At 49.9% G+C, this 20,266-nt stretch carries 17 protein-coding genes; 12 read left to right on the top strand and 5 right to left on the bottom strand.

Annotated features, from left to right (window positions below):
- Window positions 1-7 precede the first annotated feature (7 nt).
- On the bottom strand, window positions 8-754 hold the full coding sequence (locus ABDW72_RS03195; RefSeq protein WP_347157012.1) for an SDR family NAD(P)-dependent oxidoreductase: 747 nt from the start codon (window positions 752-754) through the stop codon (window positions 8-10).
- Between the two features lie 163 nt (window positions 755-917).
- On the opposite strand from ABDW72_RS03195, the gene ABDW72_RS03190 reads away from it, so the two are divergent.
- Window positions 918-1,946 carry an N-acetylmuramoyl-L-alanine amidase family protein gene (locus ABDW72_RS03190; RefSeq protein WP_347157011.1) on the top strand — a complete coding sequence of 343 codons (1,029 nt, stop codon included), beginning with the start codon at window positions 918-920 and terminating at the stop codon, window positions 1,944-1,946.
- Between the two features lie 108 nt (window positions 1,947-2,054).
- Here ABDW72_RS03190 and ABDW72_RS03185 read toward each other — a convergent pair whose 3' ends face one another.
- Window positions 2,055-2,585 carry a hypothetical protein gene (locus ABDW72_RS03185; RefSeq protein WP_347157010.1) on the bottom strand — a complete coding sequence of 177 codons (531 nt, stop codon included), beginning with the start codon at window positions 2,583-2,585 and terminating at the stop codon, window positions 2,055-2,057.
- Between the two features lie 292 nt (window positions 2,586-2,877).
- Between ABDW72_RS03185 and ABDW72_RS03180 the strand changes: the two genes are divergently transcribed.
- From ABDW72_RS03180 to ABDW72_RS03170, 3 genes are all read left to right on the top strand, one after another.
- Window positions 2,878-3,477 (top strand): hypothetical protein, encoded by a 600-nt coding sequence (locus tag ABDW72_RS03180; RefSeq protein ID WP_347157009.1) that lies wholly within the window; start codon window positions 2,878-2,880, stop codon window positions 3,475-3,477.
- 121 nt (window positions 3,478-3,598) lie between these two features.
- Window positions 3,599-4,990 (top strand): MBL fold metallo-hydrolase RNA specificity domain-containing protein, encoded by a 1,392-nt coding sequence (locus ABDW72_RS03175; RefSeq protein WP_347157008.1) that lies wholly within the window; start codon window positions 3,599-3,601, stop codon window positions 4,988-4,990.
- 163 nt (window positions 4,991-5,153) lie between these two features.
- Window positions 5,154-7,025, top strand: a complete 1,872-nt coding sequence (locus ABDW72_RS03170) for a M1 family metallopeptidase (RefSeq protein ID WP_347157007.1) — start codon at window positions 5,154-5,156, stop codon at window positions 7,023-7,025.
- Between the two features lie 103 nt (window positions 7,026-7,128).
- On the opposite strand, the gene ABDW72_RS03165 is transcribed toward ABDW72_RS03170, so the two are convergent.
- Together ABDW72_RS03165 and parS are read right to left on the bottom strand one after the other, a co-directional pair.
- On the bottom strand, window positions 7,129-7,593 hold the full coding sequence (locus tag ABDW72_RS03165) for an RES family NAD+ phosphorylase (protein ID WP_347157006.1): 465 nt from the start codon (window positions 7,591-7,593) through the stop codon (window positions 7,129-7,131).
- Complete coding sequence (gene parS / locus ABDW72_RS03160; RefSeq protein WP_347157005.1) at window positions 7,590-8,012, bottom strand: type II RES/Xre toxin-antitoxin system antitoxin; 423 nt, start codon at window positions 8,010-8,012, stop codon at window positions 7,590-7,592. Before parS ends, ABDW72_RS03165 begins: the two co-directional genes overlap by 4 nt.
- Before the next feature lie 178 nt (window positions 8,013-8,190).
- Between parS and ABDW72_RS03155 the strand changes: the two genes are divergently transcribed.
- The 3 genes from ABDW72_RS03155 to ABDW72_RS03145 all read left to right on the top strand — a co-directional run bounded on the left by ABDW72_RS03155 (window position 8,191) and on the right by ABDW72_RS03145 (window position 10,879).
- Window positions 8,191-8,919 carry a tetratricopeptide repeat protein gene (locus tag ABDW72_RS03155; RefSeq protein ID WP_347157004.1) on the top strand — a complete coding sequence of 243 codons (729 nt, stop codon included), beginning with the start codon at window positions 8,191-8,193 and terminating at the stop codon, window positions 8,917-8,919.
- An 81-nt stretch (window positions 8,920-9,000) separates the two neighbouring features.
- On the top strand, window positions 9,001-9,753 hold the full coding sequence (locus ABDW72_RS03150) for a tetratricopeptide repeat protein (RefSeq protein WP_347157003.1): 753 nt from the start codon (window positions 9,001-9,003) through the stop codon (window positions 9,751-9,753).
- Between the two features lie 247 nt (window positions 9,754-10,000).
- Window positions 10,001-10,879, top strand: a complete 879-nt coding sequence (locus tag ABDW72_RS03145) for an OmpA/MotB family protein (RefSeq protein WP_347157002.1) — start codon at window positions 10,001-10,003, stop codon at window positions 10,877-10,879.
- Between the two features lie 65 nt (window positions 10,880-10,944).
- Here ABDW72_RS03145 and ABDW72_RS03140 read toward each other — a convergent pair whose 3' ends face one another.
- Window positions 10,945-11,415, bottom strand: coding sequence for a DUF2062 domain-containing protein (locus ABDW72_RS03140; RefSeq protein ID WP_347157001.1), 471 nt, complete (start codon window positions 11,413-11,415; stop codon window positions 10,945-10,947).
- Between the two features lie 423 nt (window positions 11,416-11,838).
- Here ABDW72_RS03140 and ABDW72_RS03135 point away from each other — a divergent pair, with 423 nt between their 5' ends.
- From ABDW72_RS03135 to ABDW72_RS03115, 5 genes are all read left to right on the top strand, one after another.
- Entirely contained in the window at window positions 11,839-14,640 is a 2,802-nt protein-coding gene (locus ABDW72_RS03135; RefSeq protein WP_347157000.1) for a TonB-dependent receptor, read from the top strand.
- Window positions 14,641-14,809: 169 nt separating this feature from the next.
- Window positions 14,810-15,958 (top strand): helix-turn-helix domain-containing protein, encoded by a 1,149-nt coding sequence (locus tag ABDW72_RS03130; protein ID WP_347156999.1) that lies wholly within the window; start codon window positions 14,810-14,812, stop codon window positions 15,956-15,958.
- Window positions 15,959-16,035: 77 nt separating this feature from the next.
- Window positions 16,036-17,193, top strand: a complete 1,158-nt coding sequence (locus tag ABDW72_RS03125) for an acyltransferase family protein (protein WP_347156998.1) — start codon at window positions 16,036-16,038, stop codon at window positions 17,191-17,193.
- A gap of 311 nt (window positions 17,194-17,504) precedes the next feature.
- On the top strand, window positions 17,505-18,896 hold the full coding sequence (locus ABDW72_RS03120) for a DEAD/DEAH box helicase (protein WP_347156997.1): 1,392 nt from the start codon (window positions 17,505-17,507) through the stop codon (window positions 18,894-18,896).
- Between the two features lie 226 nt (window positions 18,897-19,122).
- Complete coding sequence (locus ABDW72_RS03115; RefSeq protein ID WP_347156996.1) at window positions 19,123-20,112, top strand: zinc dependent phospholipase C family protein; 990 nt, start codon at window positions 19,123-19,125, stop codon at window positions 20,110-20,112.
- Window positions 20,113-20,266 lie beyond the last annotated feature (154 nt).

Genomic DNA, 20,266 nt, shown 5'->3' with positions numbered 1-20,266 from the left:
CGACATATCAAGCTAATGCGCCTCCATCTACCGCCAGGTGCGTGCCATTGCAGTAGGTCGAGTCATCGGAAGCAAAGAAAAGGAATGCTTTGGCAACTTCTGCTGCACTGCCCAGGCGTTTAGCCGGCGTGCCGGTCACCCATTTTTGTCGTATCTGGTCCGGTATGGCGCTCAGCAGGGGCGTATCGATATAGTAGGGGCAAATGGCGTTGGCCCGGATGTTCTTATCGGCATACTGCACCGCTATGTTTTTGGTGAGCCCCAGCAAGCCGTGCTTGGCTGCCGTGTAGGGTGCCAGACCGGGCTCTGCCACTAGTCCGGCCAGCGACGACATATTAACGATCACGCCGCCGCCCTGCTTCAGGAACTGCTGTAACTCATACTTGACACAGTAAAATTGTCCGGTCAGGTTCACACTGATGATCTTCTCCCATACTTTCTCCTCCATATCATGTATGCCTGAATATGCAGCCGCAATGCCGGCATTGTTCAGGGCAATATCCAAGCGGCCGAATTGCTGTACCGTACTGGCTACAGCCGCTTTTACGCTTTGGGCATCCGATACATCAACCGGTACAAAATACGCTTCGGCACCCAGGCTTTTCAGCTCCTGTATTGTTTGCTCATGTGCCGTGCTGCCAAGATCGGCTACTACTACTTTGGCACCTTCTCGTGCTGCTTCCAGGGCACAGGCCTTTCCAACACCGGAGTTGCCGCCGGTAATAAACACAACTTTGTTTTCAAGCTTTTTCATTCAGAGCGATTTGGTTGAATTCCAATACAATTTATTGATTTAGCAGGAGTTATACAAGCCGTGCCACTACTGTCGGGAGCTCCCTGTTATATGTGCGGTGTATGGCTGGCTTTCATGCCAGAGATAATTTTTGTAAAATGGCACCAAATGATGTTTTGTGCTGATGAACGCTGCCTTATTAAGAACGTTTTGCTTCCTTCTTTTTCTTGCCCTCTCCTGCCATCTGGCTTATGGCCAGAGCTCCTATTCAGAAGCTGTTGCTAAAAAGGGAGATGGGGTGTATACCCTGCTGCGACGCCACGGCCTGGATGCCTCCTATCTGAGCGATTTCCTGGAGCTCAACAAAGACAAATTAGGCGAAGCGAACAGCCTGTATGCCGGCAGAACATACCTATTGCCCTTTTCTAAAACCACCACCGCTGCTCCCATTGCCACCGCACCCGCTGAAGCGACATCGCTCAGCAATGCCGCTTTGTTTGGTAAAACATACGCCCGCATCAACCTCAAAGATCAGAAACTAAAAGGCGCCGTGTATTATCTGCTTGCCGGCCATGGTGGTCCCGATCCGGGGGCTGTGGGCAAGTATGGGCCTTATCAGTTGGCTGAGGACGAGTATGCCTACGATGTAACCATCCGGCTGGCTCATGTGCTGATGGAGCATGGCGCTACCGTATACATGATCATTCAGGATGCCAATGATGGTATTCGGGACCAGAGCATCCTGGCCATGGACACCGACGAAGAAAGTTACTTTGGTGAGCGGCTCCCCTGTAACCAGACCAAACGTCTCCGGCAACGCACCAATGCCGTGAACAAGATCTACAGCAGGCATCGCAGTGCTTACCAGCGCATGCTGGCCATCCATGTTGACAGCCGCAGCAAAAGCCAGAACATCGACGTGTTTTTTTATCACCATGAAAACAGCCCAGAAGGTGAGAAACTAGCCAAAAGTATCCACCATACCTTTACCTCCAAGTATAAGCGGTACCAGCCAAACCGTGAGTATTTCGGCAATGTATCGCAGCGCAGCAGCCTGTATGTGGTTAAGTATAGCACCCCGCCTACCGTGTTTATTGAGCTGGGTAATATCCGCAACGACCTGGACCAGCGTCGTTTCGTAATTGCGAACAACCGCCAGGCATTGGCGAACTGGATCTGCGATGGCATCATCAAAGACTATCACTCACGCTAACGGGATAGAAAGGCACTTTGCAGTAAAATACTACCACGCGGTTCTACTTTTGAATAGCGGTTTATCTGGCTGCCTGATACTTGACAGATACCGAAAGAAATGCTTCTGCTATTTTCTTTTCTTTTTCTTGACAGATGAATGGCTGGTCAGTGCATCGGCTACCAGACCAGTGGCTAGCGCATAAATGCCGTGAAATAGCACATCCTGCGCAATGGCTTTGGCGCCCCATGTTGTTATCGGCTCTGCTACACCCAGAGAGGGCAACATCACTACTTCTGTTCCCCAGACAGCTGCAAAGTGCGCGCCAGTGCCCGCCGCGCCGTTTGCCCCGAACTCAGCCAGCAGCCCCCGCGGAATGCCCCAACTGGCACCATAGGTCCAATGAATGAGATTCGACAGCTTTTCCTTATCTGCATCACTTTTCGCTTCAAAGCCCAACACTTTACTTGCTGCTTTATAAGGCGTATCGCTCCCTTTGCGGCCTGTTATGCGCATCTCGATCAGCTGCGCGATTGTCATGGCTGCGGTACCAGCTAAACCTGCTACAATTCCGCGGCCGATAGCGCCGGCCATGTGCCCGAATTCTGATGTTTGTTTTCTCTTCTTTGCGTTTTGTTCGATCAGTTTTTTATTACTCATAGTTAAAGCTCACCTTGGTGAGGCGGTTAATTTTTGATGTGTTTTGTTCTACGCATCGCTCCTGCATAAGTATGTGTCGCCTTGTATATGCTCCTGCACATCACGCCTTTTGTACTACTTACGGGCGCTCACCGTACCTCAAAACAGACACGTAACAGTCCAATTCATATCGGCAGCCTACAGGGTATTACAGGAACAATTTGCCATAATTTCTAAACAAAGGCACTTTATTCGCGTTATCTAAAATAACGCTAAATTAAATTAGTGCAATTTTACATCAAACACCAAAACTATGAAACGCTTGATTTTACTTTCCGCTTTACTGGCGGGTTTAACTTTCAGTGCTTCGGCACAAGACCTTAGTGATTTACCAAGACCGCAAACTACTGCTGCCACAGCATCTGATGCAATACAAAAAGGCAACTGGATTGTTGGGGCTAATATCGGCAACATCGGCTTTAATTTTAAAACAGATCAATTTAGTTTGGATCTAGCACCGGACGCGGCTTATTTCGTCAGCGATAATGCCGCTCTTGGTGCAGAGGTACAGCTTGGCTTCACAGCCTACGATGGCGGTGCTAACTTCCGCTACGGCATCACCCCGCTGGCACGCTATTATTTCCCTGAGGGAGCAGCACCCACACACCGCTGGTTTGGCGAGGCGCGTGTAGGTTTGGCAGGTAGCTCCACGAAAGACAGCGACGAGGATGCAGTATTTTCTTCCGTGTTTGGTTTAGGCGCTGGTTACGCACACTTTATAGCCCAAAACGTAGCCTTGGAGGGCGTCTTGCGCTGGACCCGTACACACGCCGATATTGATGTAGGCTCCGGAGAATCCGGCTTGTCTGTTGGTGTGGGCTTGCAGGTTTATCTGCCCGGCCGAAACAAGTAAATTTCCCAGAAAAGATCTTCCAAAAGCCGCTCGCTCATCGGGCGGCTTTTTTGCATCTGCGTATTACCACCGCACCCAAACCAGCACCGTTAACCTATTTCTTACACGCTAACACTACAAAATGGCACATCCGCATACGCCGCTTCAACTGCAGTTTTTAGGTGCTGCAGGCATTGTAACAGGCTCCAAATCATTACTAAAAGTAAATGATAAACTCTTTCTGATTGACTGTGGCCTTTTTCAGGGCGATAAATCCGAACGCAAACTCAACAAGAAAAAGAAGCTCCCATTCAACCCTTCCGAGTTGACGGCCGTGATTCTGACGCACGGGCACCTGGACCACAGCGGCTACCTGCCGGTGCTGGTGAAGCAGGGCTTTTCGGGCCCAATCTATGCCACTGCTCCCTCTAAAGATATTACCGAGATTATACTTAACGACAGTGCCCATATACAGGAAGAAGATGCGCGGGAGCTGAATGAAAAACGCAAAAGTGCCGGCAAGAACCCCATCAAACCGCTGTACCGCACCAAACACGTACGCCGCACCATGGCCCTGTTCGAAACTGTTCCGGAAAAGAAATGGCAGGAACTGGAAGGCACTCTGAAGTTCCGGTTCATCAAGAGCGGGCATATACTGGGCTCTGCCAGTATCGAGCTGGAGTGCCAGAATGAGCGGCTGGTTTTCTCCGGCGACATCGGGCAGCGGGCCCCGCTTATCCTGGATTCCCCCACCCGTCCAGACGCGGCCGACTACATTGTGATGGAATCTACGTATGGCGATAAACTGCACGACACTTCTGTTTCGCCTTACCAGGCCTTACAGGACGTGGTGAACCAAACCTTCGAGAAAGGAGGTTCTTTAATCATCCCCAGCTTTGCCGTGGAGCGCGCCCAGGAAATCATTATGCTGCTCAATAACCTGATGCGCGAAAAAAGCATTCCGACCCTTCCCATCTACCTCGACTCGCCCATGGGGATCGATGTCACAGAGTTGTTTCAGAAGCACCGTGCCTGGCACAACCTCACGGAGGAAGAATGCAACAGCTTAACAGAGAATGTGCACATCATCAAAAGCTTTGAAGATACCTTGCATGTGCTGGATGAAGATGGCCCGAGGAACAAAATCATTATTGCCGGCAGCGGCATGGCCACTGGTGGTCGTGTGCTTTATTACCTGAAAAAGATGGTGAGTGATGAGAAAAACACCATCCTGCTGGTCGGCTACCAGGCCAAAGGCACCCGCGGCAATCAACTCGCTAGCGGCGCTCCCTCTATCAACATTGACGATAAAGACTACGACGTACGGGCCGGTATCCAGCAGATCGGCTCTCTTTCGGCACACGCTGACCAGAACGACCTGTTGTGGTGGCTGGGCAACCTGCAACAAGCCCCAAAGAATATTTTTCTGAACCACGGTGAAGAAGCGCCTGCACAGGAGTTGAAAAAGAAGATTGAAGAGAAGTATCACTGGCCTGTGACTGTTGCGGAGATGGACAAAGTATATGACCTATAAAGGTAAATTAACGTTTCGGAGGAGAGTGGCTGCACCGCAAAGGTTTTTACGATTTATGGCAGCTTTGCCTTATCTTTCCGGCATTGTAGTGTACTAGCGGTAAAGAAGCAGGCATCTTATTTGCATTTCTGCCTGTACGACATTCAGTTAAACTTCATCTTTCATGATCAACTCCAAAACGATACTTACGGCTGCCCTGCTGGCTATTGGTATGAACAGCTATGCGCAGCAAACGTTGCCCATACCACGCACCATTGAGCAAACCTATCAGAAGGACACCCGCTCCAAAGACGGCACGCCGGGCAAAAACTACTGGCAGAATTCTGCCGACTATACTATAAAGGTCAACTTGGATCCTGCTACCCGTAAGCTGGCCGGCACGGTTGATATTGATTACAGCAACAACAGCCCTGATACCCTGAAGCAGGTGCTGTTTAAACTTTACCCCAACTACTACCAGAAAGGAGCTCCACGTGATAACAGCATTGACCCGGCGGATGTGGGCGAAGGTGTGCAGATCGAGAAATTCAGCATAAACAATCAGCCCTATGACATGCAGCAGTTGCACATTGATGCCACCAACATGTCGGTGCGCATTACTCCGCTGGCTCCAAAGCAAAAAGCACATTTCACCATCACCTACGCTTATGTGCTGAATGCCGGCTCCCACAACCGCACCGGCCAGGTAGACCAAGGCTCTGACTTTGTGGCTTACTTTTTCCCGCGCATTGCCGTTTACGATGATGTGGATGGCTGGAACCGTTATCCATACTTAGGAAGCGCCGAGTTCTACAACGATTTCTGCAATTTCAATGCAGAGATCACAGTGCCGAAAAATTACGTGGTTTGGGCTACAGGCAACTTGCAAAATGCCTCACAGGTGCTGAACAAGAAATATGTAAAGCGTCTGGAGCAAGCCGAAAAAAAGGATGCCATCATCACCATCATTGACAGCACAGACCTGAAGCAACAGGACATTACGACTGACAACGCCAGCAACACCTGGAAGTTTGAAGCCAAAGATGTAACTGATTTTGTATTCGCCACCAGCGATCACTACATGTGGAAGTCTACCAGTTTGGTGGTTGATCCTAAGACGAAACGCCGCACCCGTGTTGACGCTGCCTTTAACCCGGTGCACAAAGACTTCTTTGAAGTGATCAACTTTGCCCGCAAAACGGTAGAAGCCATGAGCTATACTTTCCCGAAATGGCCTTTCCCGTTCCCACACGAAACCATATTCGACGGCCTTGATCAGATGGAATACCCGATGATGGTGAACGACAACCCGCTGGAGGACCGTGAAGCCAGCATCGAACTGACAGACCATGAAATCTTCCACAGCATGTTTCCTTTTTACATGGGCGTGAACGAGACCAAGTATGGCTGGATGGACGAAGGCTGGGCTACCATCGGCGAGTGGATCATCTCCCCCATCATCGACCCGTCTTTAACCGATGAGTATGGCGTTAAGCCTTATAGTATGATGGCAGGCGGTGATGCCGATGTGCCGGTTACTACCCTGACGACACAGCAATCCGGTTCTGCTTTTTACCTCAACTCCTACCCGAAACCTGGCCTCGGCTACTTATATGTGCGCGACATGCTGGGCGACGAGCTGTTTACCAAAGCGCTGCACAACTACATCAACAACTGGCATGGCAAGCACCCGATGCCCTACGACTTCTTCTTCTCGATGAACCAGGGCGCGGGCCGCAACCTCAACTGGTTCTGGCAGCGCTGGTTCTTCGACGACGGCTATCCGGATCTGGCAATAAGCAACGTAAGTCAGCAGGGCGGGCAGTACCAGGTAACTGTCACATCTGTAGGCTCCAAACCCGTACCGGTAGATTTAACGATCACCTATGCTGATAACACCACGCAGAAGATTCACAAAGATGTATCGGTTTGGGAGCAGGGCAACAAAACCACGCTGTTAAGCTTTAAGCCCGAAAAATCAGTGAAGCGCCTTGCCTTAGGCAGCACTTATGTGCCCGACAGCGATAAGTCGAACAACGTGTATGATGTGAAATAACAGCTAAAGCGTTTATAGGAGCAGCGCCGCCTAAGTTTATACTTGGGCGGCGCTGTTGTTTAGCGCGCCTTGCGTAAATCTTTAGCTGGGCGCGATCAAAAGCCTACTCCTTCACAAACAGCCGCTTGTCGAACTCAAATGGAACAGCATCGAGTATATTTACTTTTTGGAAATCGTGATGGCGGGGGTTAAGTAGGTAGTTGTAGGTGCCTTGTACTGAGGCGGAAGGCACTTTAAAAACGAGGTATTCATTTTCGAAAACAAAGGCATCGCCAATGTCCTGGGTGGAGTTGGCGTGCGGAAACGACTGCCAGTCTGCCGGCAGCATTTCCGGGGCGAGTTCTTTTATACTTGTGTCGTCCGGAAACGAAATACGAATCAGGTAATAATCGGCCGGAATGATGCCGAGGGGCATGTGCACAGCAATTTCTACAGTGCACAGGGCAATGGATTCGCTGGTATAAAGCAGGGCTACGCCTTTGCTGTTCCAGCGCCCACCTGCCAGCTCCGCCCCTTTCCCTGACAAGTCATTGCGGAACTTGCCCCTGCTGAGGCGATAAACGATCATGCCAACACCCCGTGTTCTATGCGCGTCAGTTCGTCGCGGAGCAGCCCTATACCAAAAGTACTGTCCAGCAGTTCTTTGGGTTTGATGCCGCCTAATGCCACATTCTTCGCCTGTAGCCAGGCATCAAAGTTGGCTTTATCGCCAAATACCTCCATGCCTTTGTTATAGACTAAAGTGATCTCCAGTATCTTCTCGGAGTGCAGCGGTTCGAAGGTGCGCTTCTCCTTTTTGTAGCGCTGAAACGTGCGTTCCGATAAATGCAGGTAATTTGACCACTCGCTGGTGCTAAAGGAGCTTTTATCCGCTATACTCTGGAACAAGGCATACTTTACCCCTTCGCGCACCGAGCTGATGAGCATAAACACATCCCGGTCATCGATCTGGTTATAACTGAGGTTTATACTTAATGCTTCTGCCATATGCGTTACTTTTATCAAACATACGAAATCTGTCTTTATAAAAACGCCAAATGTCGTGAATTAGTTTTTAGTAAAGCTGGAAGAACCGGAATGTAGCCTACTCAGGTCCCTTCCATTTATAGCAGATGCACTATTTTATACTTGGGAGCGTTATAGCAGCTGTACCTAAAATATCGAAATGCAGAAATGGATCGCAGCGGCAGCTGCTTTAACTATAGGCATGACGGCCTGCAATACGTCGGAGAACATGCTCGACAGCGCGCAGGCCACAGAAGCACCAACCTTAACTTTAGCGGACGTGGTGCCCGTGATGCACCCCGAATCACCGGAACAAAAAGCTGCACAACAAGCGTTTTTGGAAGCCAGTACTAAGCGGTTTAAATCGAAGAAGCTGGCGTCAGCGTATTTTATAGAGCAGGCAAAGCGCGCTTTTAACGAGCAGAAATCTGATTCGGCGGCTATACTTTTTGGCCAAGCCTGGCTCATGGACAGCACCAACAGCGATGTTTATCAGGGGTACGGCCGTGTGTATGGGCAGCAAAAGCAATACGATAAAGCCCTGTTTATACTTTACCACGCCTTAGAAGCTGCTCCGAACGACCCGCAGCTGCTCACTGATATCGCTACCAGCCACCTTGGCCGCTTTTATGATACCAGCAACCCTGATGACCTGCAGCAAAGTAAAAAGTTGCTGGAGCAGGCACTCACTCTAACGCCCGATAAGGCAGACATCTATTACAAACTGGCCATCAACAATTACTACCTGAAAGATTACAGCAAAGCATGGGAATACCTGCATGAAAGCCTGCAGGAGAACAAGGATCTGGAAGACCAAAGCTTTATTTCAGCTTTGCTGGAGAAGCAGCAGGACCCACAGGGCATCTATACCGGGGCTAATGTGCAATAAACTTGCTATTTAAACCGGTTAAACTTATTTTTAGCAACCCGCAGCTCGATTGTACGCGGAAAAAACCAATCCAACTTTAAAATGAAAAGAGTACTAGTAGCCACCCTTGCTTTTGTGTTTGCCACCACGCTTGGCTTTGCACAGGAGCAACCCGCCCCGCAGCAGGCACCTGCCAGCCCAACGGTGCTGCCGATGTTTGGCAAACAGCCTAAAACAGAAAAACAGCAACGCCAGGATGAGAAATTTCTGTCGAGCTGCGACAAGAGCTTTACGAACCGCCAGGAAGCCAGTAAATTTTTTATGGAGCGTGGCTGGGAGTACTTCAACGAAGGACAGGTGGACACAGCCATGTACCGCTTTAACCTGGCCTGGCTGCTGAACCCGGATAACAAAGATACTTATTGGGCCTTTGGCCTGGTAACAGCCCGTAAAGGACAGCCGGAGGAGGCTATTACCCTCTACGAAAAAGCCCTGCAGTACGACCCGAACAACTCGCTGCTGCTTTCTGACCTGGGCGCCTCTTACCTGGAGGCATACAAGCAGAAAGAAAAGAAAAAGACGCTGAAAAAAGCGCAGGAATACCTGTCCAAATCCATCAGCTCTGACTCCAGCAATGCCTATGCGCTTTATTCTGAGTCGAAAGCCAAGTACTATGAGAAGGAGTATGCGGATGCCTGGAACTACCTGCACAAAAGCCGTAGCCTGAACCTGGCGCTGATCGATTACGAGTATATTGCAGAACTGCTGACCAAGATGCCGGACCCACAAGGCTTCTTCAAGTCGACTGTGCCTGCCGCTCCGGCAACAACCGGCGCGAGCGCTAAAAGCAATTAATAAAGACATACCAGAGAAAAATCCCTGCTTTTGCGATCTGGCAAAGGCAGGGATTTTTTGTGCCTGATTTCCGATAGGTGTAGGCAATTGCGGGATCCGCTTCCCTCCTGCTCCGCTCGGCAGCCGGCAGCTGGTCCGGGCAATTGTTGGCAGGTATAAGTATAAAATCGCTCCCTGGCAGCTGCTATAAATCATATTTTGCTATATTTGTTCATCAACCTAGTACACCTTTAGCCAAAGTATATTTATGAAGAAGAATTTACTCCGAGCCTCTGTATACCTGCTGGCAGGAAGTATGGCACTCTCGTCGTGCGTGGTATCCAAGAAAAAATACGACGATCTGCTGTCGCGCAAAAACACCCTGGAAGTAGATAAAGCTGATCTGGAGCAGCAGAAAGCCACCCTCGAGCAGCAAAAGGCATCGCTCGAAGATGCCAAAGCACAATTGGAGCAGGAACGAGCCGAGCTGGAGCAACAGAAAAATGAATACCAGGAAAACCTGGCCAAGGCCTTAAAAGAAGGTAAGAGCCTGGGCGAGAGCCTGAACATGAGCAAGTCGCAGATAGACCGCCTGAATGCCGACCTGAAAGCCCGCGAGCAGCGCCTGACCGAGTTGCAGCGTGTACTGGATGAAAAAGAGAAAGCAGTAGCTAACCTGCGCAAGCATGTGAGCGATGCCTTGCTCGGCTTTAATGACAAAGACCTGACTATTGACGTGCGCAACGGCAAAGTATATGTATCGCTGGCTGAGCAGCTGCTGTTCAATTCCGGTTCCACTAAAGTAGATCCCAAGGGCGTAGATGCTTTGAGAAAGCTGGCCGCGGTGCTGAAAGAGCAGAAGGATGTGAACGTATTGGTAGAAGGCCATACTGATGATGTGCCGATTGCCAAAGGAACTCCGGGCATGCAGGACAACTGGGACTTAAGTGTACTTCGAGCCACAGAGATCACGCGTATTCTCACCAACGCTGGGGTAGATCCTACCCGTGTAACCCCATCCGGCCGCTCCAAATACGTACCGCTGGATGATAGCAAAACAAAAGAGGCGCGCCAGAAAAATCGCCGTACCGAGATCATCCTGACGCCGAAGCTTGACGAACTGTTCCAGATACTGGAAACAACCTAAACGCTTAGGTACTTTTAGATTTAAAAAGAAAGCAGCCGCTATTATAGCGGCTGCTTTTTGTTTTATTAAGATACTGTAGCGGCTGCCTCTTTTTTGGGAAGCACCAACTTGAAGATAGGCAGCATGAGCAAGTATAAAACGATACCACCCGGTATAGCCATCAATGCCCATGCCGACACACCCGCCAGGTTAGCAAGCCACAGCTTGTGCAACGCGTTCAGCCAATCTTCTTTAAACATAGCTGTGATCTCGTGCAGCGACAGGCGCAACTCTTCTAACCCAAACAAAGCAATTCCTGCCCGGATAAAAGGAAGTGCCAGCAGGAGTTGCAAGGGCTGCACCAAGTAGCTAACCAGCACTGTTGCAGCAATGTTCAGCCGGAACCTGGCAGCCAGTGCCGTTCCCATCATGGTGGTGATACCAATTGCCGGCACAGTGCCTACCACTGTACCCAACGCTACGGTTACGGCGAGTTTATGCGGTGTCATACCTTGCTTTAGCAAGTTGAGGACAGGCTGCAGCAGGCGCTGTTTCATAAAACGTATGACACTATTCGATTTCAAGGAAGTAAGTAAGATTGATCTGTGACAGAAGGGAACCCTCCCTTGCAGAAGACTCCGAAGTATACAAATGGTTGCATTGGCCCGACAAATATCAAGCAATAATTTCGGATGTATGTCTCTTTATACTTGTAGCAGGCAGAAAGTAACCTATAGGCGAACTGAATTTACCACTAAAAAGCCCAGTGACAGCGAACCCATTGAGTACCAGCACAGCTTTGTGAAGCACGACCTATGGCATTCTACAATAAAGCGGAGAAGCTTCCTTTTAAAGCTATGCGGAGCACTTCGTTGCCAAGGCTACATATAGGTAAATTGCGGCAAAGTTTCAGGGGCGCATTAAACCATCCTGTATGTTCTGTGTCCAAACGTAGTTAATCAGCATAATTAGCTACTCTCATGCAAAAAATATTACTCCTCTTTCTGCTACTGACATTAGGTACGCAGGCATTCGCCCAGCAAATAGCCATCACCGGAACTGTTCAGAATGCCAGTGATCAAAGCGCATTACCGGGCGCCAATGTATTACTCACCAAGGCGGGTACTGCCACTGTGGGGCAGATGACAGATGCACAGGGTAAATTCCGTTTTGATAATGTAACGCCGGGACAGTATACACTAGAGGTAAAATACCTGGGCTTTAAACCATTCTCCAGAAACATACAGGTGCAAAACAGTTCTATAGACCTGGGCGTTCTGTCTCTGCAGGATGAAACAACTGCCATCAAAGAAGTACAGATCGTGGGCCTGGCACCGCTGGGGGAACAGAAAGGTGATACAACCCAGTTTAATGCCAAGGCTTTTAAAACAACAAAAGATGCCAGCGCGGAAGACCTGGTGACGAAGATGCCCGGGGTGACAATACAAAATGGAACCATTCAGGCGCAAGGCGAAGACGTAAAACAGATCCTGGTTGATGGAAAGCGTTTTGGGGGAGATGATGTGAACGCGGCGCTCCGCAACCTGCCGGCCGATGCCATTGATAACGTGCAGGTATATGACCGGCAAAGTGACCAGGCCGCTTTCAGTGGGTTTGAGACAGGCGAAAAAGCCAAGACCCTGAACTTTGTGACCCGAAAAGACCGTCGCCAAGGCCAGAGAGGCAAAGTCTCTGCCGGCTATGGTACCGATGACCGGTATATGGTGGGCGCAGCGCTCAACATCTTTAACAACGACCGCAAAATTACGCTCACAGGCCTGACGAATAACATCAACATGCTGGATTTCTCAATCGGTGAAACACCTGGTGGCAGTATGCGCGGGCGCAGAGGCGGCTGGGGGCGCCAAACACCAAACGGCATCATCACCACCACTACTTTGGGCGCTAACTACAACGATGTGTTGGCTAAAAAAATAGACATCAGCAGCAACTATAATTATACTAACCGGGGCATCGCTAACAACCAATACCGGTTCAGAGACTATACCTCGCAGCAAAATGGCCCTGAAGATGCCGATGTGTATACTGAAAACAGCTACAATCACAACACGGAAGATAGTCACCGCCTGAGGTTCCGTTTGCAGTATAACATCAATGAAAATAACCGGTTGCTGATAACGCCTTCCATGGAGTTGCAGCATAACAAGTCGTATGTTGATCGTTTTGCACTTACGCTGAACAATACCGGTGATACGCTGGCGCGCTCCAACAATAGCACCAACACAGACAACACGTCGTTTAACTTTAACAACAACATCCTGTTCTCACACCGTTTTTCCAAACCGGGCCGGGTGTTCACAGCGAATTTTAATACCAGCTACTACAACAGCAACAGCGACCGCTATGAACTGGAAACAACAAACGACCTGCAGGACCCCGAAAAAAATGCCAGCCGCAATCAGTACATCGACAGGTATGCCAAAAACTTCGGCTGGTCTGCTGACGCGTCTATGTCTGAAAAAGCCGGTGAAAATGCTTTGGTGCTGCTCAACTATAGCATTGGCAACCAAAGCAACGATGCCGACAAACGTGCCTACGATTACGATGAAAGCTCCCTGGCGTATACCCAGCTGAACGTGCCGCTAAGCAACACCTTTAACAGCGACTATCTCTCCCAAAGCATTGGGCCAAGCTACCAGTACCGAACCGATAAAGCCCGTGTGCAACTTAACGCCCGCTACCAGTATGCCACCTTGCAGAGCCACAACGTATATCCGGAGAACCTGGACCTAAAGCGCAGCTTTAACGATGTGCTGCCTTCCGCCGAAGTAGAGTATAAATTTACGGAATCGCGCAGCCTTAACATTCATTACCGCACGGGCACTAACGTGCCCTCGGCTGACGAGCTGCAGGAAGTGCTGGACGTCTCTAACCCGCTGCAGCTGAGCATCGGCAATGCCAACCTGGACCAGGATTACCAGCACAGGCTGTTTATGCGCTACAGAAACTTTAATGCCGAGACAAATAAGGTGTTCTTCCTCGGCGTGTTCGGCACCATGACACAGAATTATGTGGCCAACAGCGTTTATACTGATGCATTTGTGCCGGCTGAATTTATACAAGGCTATACTTTGCGCAGTGGTGCCCGGCTCTATCGTCCTGTCAACATGAATGGCTACTGGAATGTGCGATCCTTCTTCAACTATGGGCAACCGATTAACTTCATCAGCTCTAATATTAATTTCAATGGCTCTGTAGGCTTTTCCAGAACACCAGGTATGATCAACAACCAGGTAAACTATGCCAACAACAGCAACTTCGGTCTTGGCGTGAACCTGAGCAGCAACATCAGCGAGAACGTGGATTTCAATATTTCTACCCGGGGCAATTATAATATCATACAAAATACACTGTCGAACTCGCAGAACACTAATAATAACTATTACACCCAGAACTCTAACCTGCGCCTGAACTGGATCATGTGGAAAGGACTGGTATACCGCACGGAACTGGAACACCAGTATAATTCTGGATTATCGGCCGGGGTAGATAACAGCTACCTGCTCTGGAATATGAGTGTGGGTAAGAAACTGTTTAAGAACGAGCGTGGCGAGGTAAGCCTGAGCGTGAACGACCTGCTAAAGCAAAACGTCAGTATTGACCGCAACATTACCGATTCGTATGTGGAAGATGTGCAGTCCAGTGTGCTGCAGCGCTTTTTTATGCTTACGTTCACCTACAACATCCGCAACTATGCCGGACAGGCGCCCGATGAGGAGGAAAATGGACGACGTGGTAACTGGGGCGGTCCGCGCCACTAATAAGTTGCACTTTTGCTGAAAAGGCCTGCCAAATGGCAGGCCTTTTTTGATACTGCGGGCATTGCAAAGCCCGGCCGTTTATGCGCAAAAGCAGCAGTCAGCTTTTGTTTATTTTTACCGCAGCAAGGTACTATCTTTTGTCTTTATACTTGCTTATATTAGCCTTGTCATGGACAAAGGCTTTTTACGGTTCGATCTATACGCCGCATTACTGCTGATAGGCGTTGCGCAGGGGTTCTTCCTGTCGCTGCTACTTTTAGCGCGCAGACCACATCGCCAGCCGTTCCATCATCTACTGCTGGCTGCTCTCTGCTTTACGTTTGCCTGCGTGGTGCTGGAGATCTTCCTGTGCTACTCCGGGCTGATGTTCCGCACCTTGGCGCTTGTCGATTTTTCCGAAGCTCTGAACTTTGCTATCGGGCCGCTGACGTTCCTGCTGGTGCGCAGCCTTTGCGGTAAAAACTGGAAACCAAAACTGTGGCTGCATTTCATACCTTTAGGGCTGTATGCTATTTACCACCTGCAGTTTATGCTGCAGCCGGAAGCGGTAAAGTATAACGCCTACCTGAACGCCTACTTTCCGGATGCGGCGCAATTGGCTGTCGCGTACCCTTTTCCGCCAGACCTGCTGCACCTGGCCGAGCACGTCAACTTCCTGACGATCGTGCACATTAGCATCTATATTCTGGCAACGTATACCATTGTGCTGCAACAGCGCAATGCACAGCAGGTAAACAATTACTTCTACTCCTGGGCAAAGCTGCTGCTGTACTTTTATGCCTGTTCGCTGGCGCTGTTGTTGTTCATCAAGCTATACTATAAAAGTGATTTGGGCGACCACTTCATGGCCATGTTCCTGACGATGCAGCTGTTCTTCATCTCCTACAAAGTGCTCACAGCCTCTGCTTTTTTTCAGCCCGTGGTGCCGGCAAAGTATGAGAAATCAGCTTTAAATGCCGAAGCCAAGCAGGACCTGCTCCGGAAGCTGAAAATGGCAGAAAATGCAAAGTTTTATGCCCAGCCTTCGGCCTCGCTCCCCTCCCTGGCCAAACAGCTACACACATCCCCGCACTACCTTTCGCAGAGCCTGAACGAGTGCCTGGGCAAAAGCTTCTTTGAGTACCTGGCGGAACTGCGGATCCAGGAAGCCCGGGCCATACTTGCCGACCCCGCGCAGCAGCATCTGAAAATAGAAGAAGTGGCCGAGCAAACGGGTTATCTCTCCAAATCTGCATTTAGTGCAGCTTTTAAAAAGCAGACTGGCCAGACGCCAGGAGAGTTTCGGAAAAACAACAGCCAAATGCGTGCTTCCCTATAAGCCAGCACGCCCGCCCTACAGGCAAATACCCAAACTATGGCTTTTCATACTGATGTTTGCAGCACCACAACATCCATATGAAAAATCAGGAAAAAATCAGACGTTACGAGTTCGACTGGCTGCGGGTGCTGGCTTTCTCGCTCCTCATCTTCTTTCACACCGGCATGTTTTTCGTGCGCTGGAACTGGCACGTGAAGAACAGTATACTTAGCCCGACGATGGAGCTTCCGATGCTCTTTCTGAGCCAGTGGCGCATGTCACTCATCTTCATCATCTCGGGGGTAGGCGTATACTTTGCGCTGGGCTACCGCAGCGCCGGCACCTTTGCACTGGAGCGCCTGAAGCGAATCTTTGTGCCGCTTATCGTTGGGATGCTATTGGTTGTGCCGCCGCAGGTATACTTTGAGCGACTAACGCAGGGCTTTACTGGCAGCTACTTCAATTTTCTACCTTCTGTATTTGATTTCGAACCATACCCCAAAGGCAACTTCAGTTGGCACCACCTCTGGTACCTGGCTTATATTTTGGTCTATAGCCTGCTGTTTCTGCCACTTCTCACTTATCTGCGCCGCACCAGTATAGGCTTACAAAAAGTGAAAGGTTGGATGCTGCTCGTACTTCCGGCGTTGTGGTTCAGCTTTGGGGCAGTGCTGCTAAATGCACGTTTCCCCGGCACCAACGACCTAATCCACGACTGGGCCAATCACTTTATGTATACCAGCATGTTCCTGATCGGTTTTCTGCTGATGAAATTCCCGGTGCTGCAGGAGCGCATCCGCCGCGTACGCTGGTATAGCTTGGTTGCTGCGCTGGTTACTGTTACAGTGCTGTACACCCTTTATTGGCTGAAAGACAACGAAGCGACGGGATCTAAGTTGAACCTTTACTTTATACTAAAATCCTGCAACCGCTGGTTCTGGCTGCTGGCTATACTTGGCTTTGCGCTGCAGCACCTCAAAATCAGATCAAGATACCTGCCGCTTGCCAACGAAATGGTATACCCCTTCTATATCCTGCACCAGCCCATCATTGTAGCACTGGGATATTACATGCGCAACCTGCCGCTGGTTGTCGGCGTCAAGTTTGGCTTCATCTCCCTGAGCACCTTTATTCTCTGTTTTGTGCTGGTGCGCTATGTGATCATGCCGATCAACTTCCTGCGCGTTCCATTTGGATTGAAAGCGGTGCCACGGCCTCAACCTCTACAAGTGCCGCTGGTGTTAAACAAAGTATGATTTGCCTTCAATAATCAAGTATAGCTAACGGCAACTGCTTCCCTTACTTTTACTCTTTAAAGTATAATTGTTCTACTTGCAAAGCATTGTGCTCTGCTAGTAGTCCTTCAACAAAATGGTGTAGAGCGACAGAGAGGAGAATACCTTTTACACTTGAGGCTAAGATTCCGGAATGATACACTTGCCTTTCAGCGCGAGCACTTGATTCAGTCGAAAGGAAGTGTTCTTGTGTTCGTGCATTGCCGTGCAAGCGAAAGCTTAACCCGAACTTACAGCCGAATTCGGTATCTTTGCCTTTTATACTTCTTTACATGACGACTTTCCACGATCTGCACCTGCACCCTGCCCTTGTGCGAAGCCTGCAGGAACTAAACTACACGCAACCCACGCCCATACAGGAAGAAGCTATTCCGTTGCTGCTGCAGGGGCGGGATGTAGCAGGCCAGGCTGAAACAGGTAGCGGCAAAACGGCTGCTTTCGGGTTGCCCCTGCTACAGGGCATTAACCCGGAACTACAACAGGTGCAGGCGCTGGTAACTGTGCCTACCCGCGAGTTGGCTGTGCAGGTGCGTCAGGAACTCAAAAAACTGGCGAAGCAGCTGCCCCAGCTAAAGATAAGCGCTTTCTATGGCGGGCACTCTTTTTCGCAGGAGCGGGCTTCCTTGGCTCATCCACCGCAGGTGCTGGTAGGTACGCCTGGCCGACTCACAGATCATCTCTCCCGCCGAACCATTGATTTAAGCCATGTGGTTCAAATAGTTTTGGATGAAGCAGATAAGTTACTGGAAATGGGTTTCCAGGAAGAGCTTGACCGTGTGCTGGAAGCGCTGCCGCGAAAGCGCCAGACCGTGCTTTTTTCAGCCACCATGCCCGATAAAGTTAAAGAGTTGATCGCCAATTCACTTCAGGACCCCGTATTTGTTAAAGCCACCGCCAATGCCATTCCGGACCAGCTAAAGCTGATCGGCATTAAGGTGGAGCACCCGCAACGGTCGCAGGCGGTTCTGAACCTGATACAAAGTAAAGCTTCGGCAGGTACCGTTGTGTTCTGCAATACCCGCGCTGCCGCCGATACTTTAACAGCCTTCCTGCAGGAAAACAGAGTGGCTGCCAAGGCCTTGCATGGCGGCATGGAGCAGCCGGACCGCGACAAAACAATGACGCTCTTCCGGAATGGCACCATCCCTGTGTTAATTGCAACCGACTTGGCTGCCCGGGGCCTGGACATTGACAAACTCCGGCATATCGTGCATTATGAGCTGCCGGATGATATGGCCGCCTACCTGCACCGTAGCGGCCGTACGGGCCGGGCCGGCAAAAGTGGCACTGTGTATACCTTGGTTTCCCCACGCGATGAGCAAAAGCTGCACGAGTGGCAACAGGTATACATGGATGAATGGCTGCAGGCTGGTGCGCTGGTAAAGATGGCTACAACCGCTCCGGCACCAGCCTCTGCTTTTGCCACGCTATACATTGCCGGGGGCCGCAAAGATAAGATCAGTCCGCGCGACATTGTGGGAGCGCTCATTGCTGAAGCAGGTTTAAAAGCCGATCAGATCGGTAAAATAGAAGTGCTGGACCGCAACTGTTTTGTAGCTGTGCCCCAAGCACAGGCAAAGCAGATAGCCGAACAACTCAGCAGCGGCAAGATCAAGGGGCGCAGGTATAAAGTTAGCCTGGTGGATTACATGGCTTCCAAATAGAGCTTCAGCTTCATGCAATTCTTTATAACAAGTAATGTTATCTGCATATAACCAATAGCATAAAGCCATACTATACATTCCGTAACAACATTATAATTATACCTGATAGTACAGCAAGGTACTATACTTTGATGGTAAAAACGCCTGCGGGTTTCCAGCACGGCTTTTGCTTGCTACTGCTGCAGATTTACCTATTTTTGCACCCGATTCAACACTTTCACTTTTCATGAAAAAACTATCGCTTGTTGCAGCCATTTTATTGGCCTGCAGTGCTCTCTCTTATGGCTGGGGCTTTTTCGGACACAAACTTGTGCACCAGCTGGCTATCTATAATTTGCCGAAGCCGTTGCAGGGCTTCTATTTCAAACACCAGGACTATATCGTTTCCAAATCTACACGACCCGATGAGCGACGCAACGATGATCCGACAGAAGCACCACGCCACTACATTGACATTGATGTGTATGGTGCTGATGCGGTGACGACCATGCCGGAAGCCTGGCAAGCCGCTGCCGCCCGCTATAGTGCTGATACGCTAAAGAAGTATGGCATTGTGCCCTGGTATGTTGTGGAAATGAAGGAGCGCCTAACCAATGCCTTCCGGCAGCAGAATGTAGACAGCATCTTATACTACTCCGCTGATCTTGGCCACTACATAGCAGATGCGCATGTGCCGCTGCACACCACGGAGAACTACGATGGCCAAATGACAGGACAGCCTGGCCTTCATGGGCTGTGGGAGTCTAAAGTGCCTGAGCAATTTGCCCAGAATTATAAGCTGCATGCCGCCAAAGCACACTACCTGCCGGATGTAGAAAAAGAGATATGGAAAGTGGTGCGTTCCTCTTTTGCCCTTACGCCCCAAACACTGGAACTGGAGCGCGAAGCCAGTAAGAACTTTACAGATCAGACCAAGTATGACCGCGTAGAACGCAATGGCAAAATGCGCCAGTATTATTCTGACGCCTTCGCTACAGCTTACCAGGAAAAGCTCGGCCCTATGGTGGAACAGCGCCTGAATGCTGCGGCGCAGGAAGTTGCTAATTTTTGGTACACCTGCTGGGTAGATGGCGGCAAGCCAGATATGGACAAGCTAATGTTCAAGCCCCTGACCAAAACAGAAAAGAAGCAGCTGAAGCTCGAAAAAAAAGCTTACCGCAAAGGGCAGCTATTTACCAGAAATCTGGTAATTGCTGCTAAAAAGCCATCGAAGTAGGATCCGATCCTTCGCTGTTTTTCAGGAAAGCGGCTGTACATGCTAAAGCATGTACAGCCGCTTTTTTGCTAACCCACGCATCAAAACTGCCGTTTATACTTACAAGAACCTTTTCATGATATCATACTCCGTATAACATTGCTTATCAGCTTTA

Source organism: Pontibacter chitinilyticus (assembly GCF_039748935.1).
In the GTDB taxonomy this organism is placed as follows: Bacteria; Bacteroidota; Bacteroidia; order Cytophagales; family Hymenobacteraceae; genus Pontibacter; species Pontibacter chitinilyticus.
The sequence above is the reverse complement of the archived record's forward strand: the minus strand, read 5'-3'. Positions and strand labels throughout refer to the sequence as shown.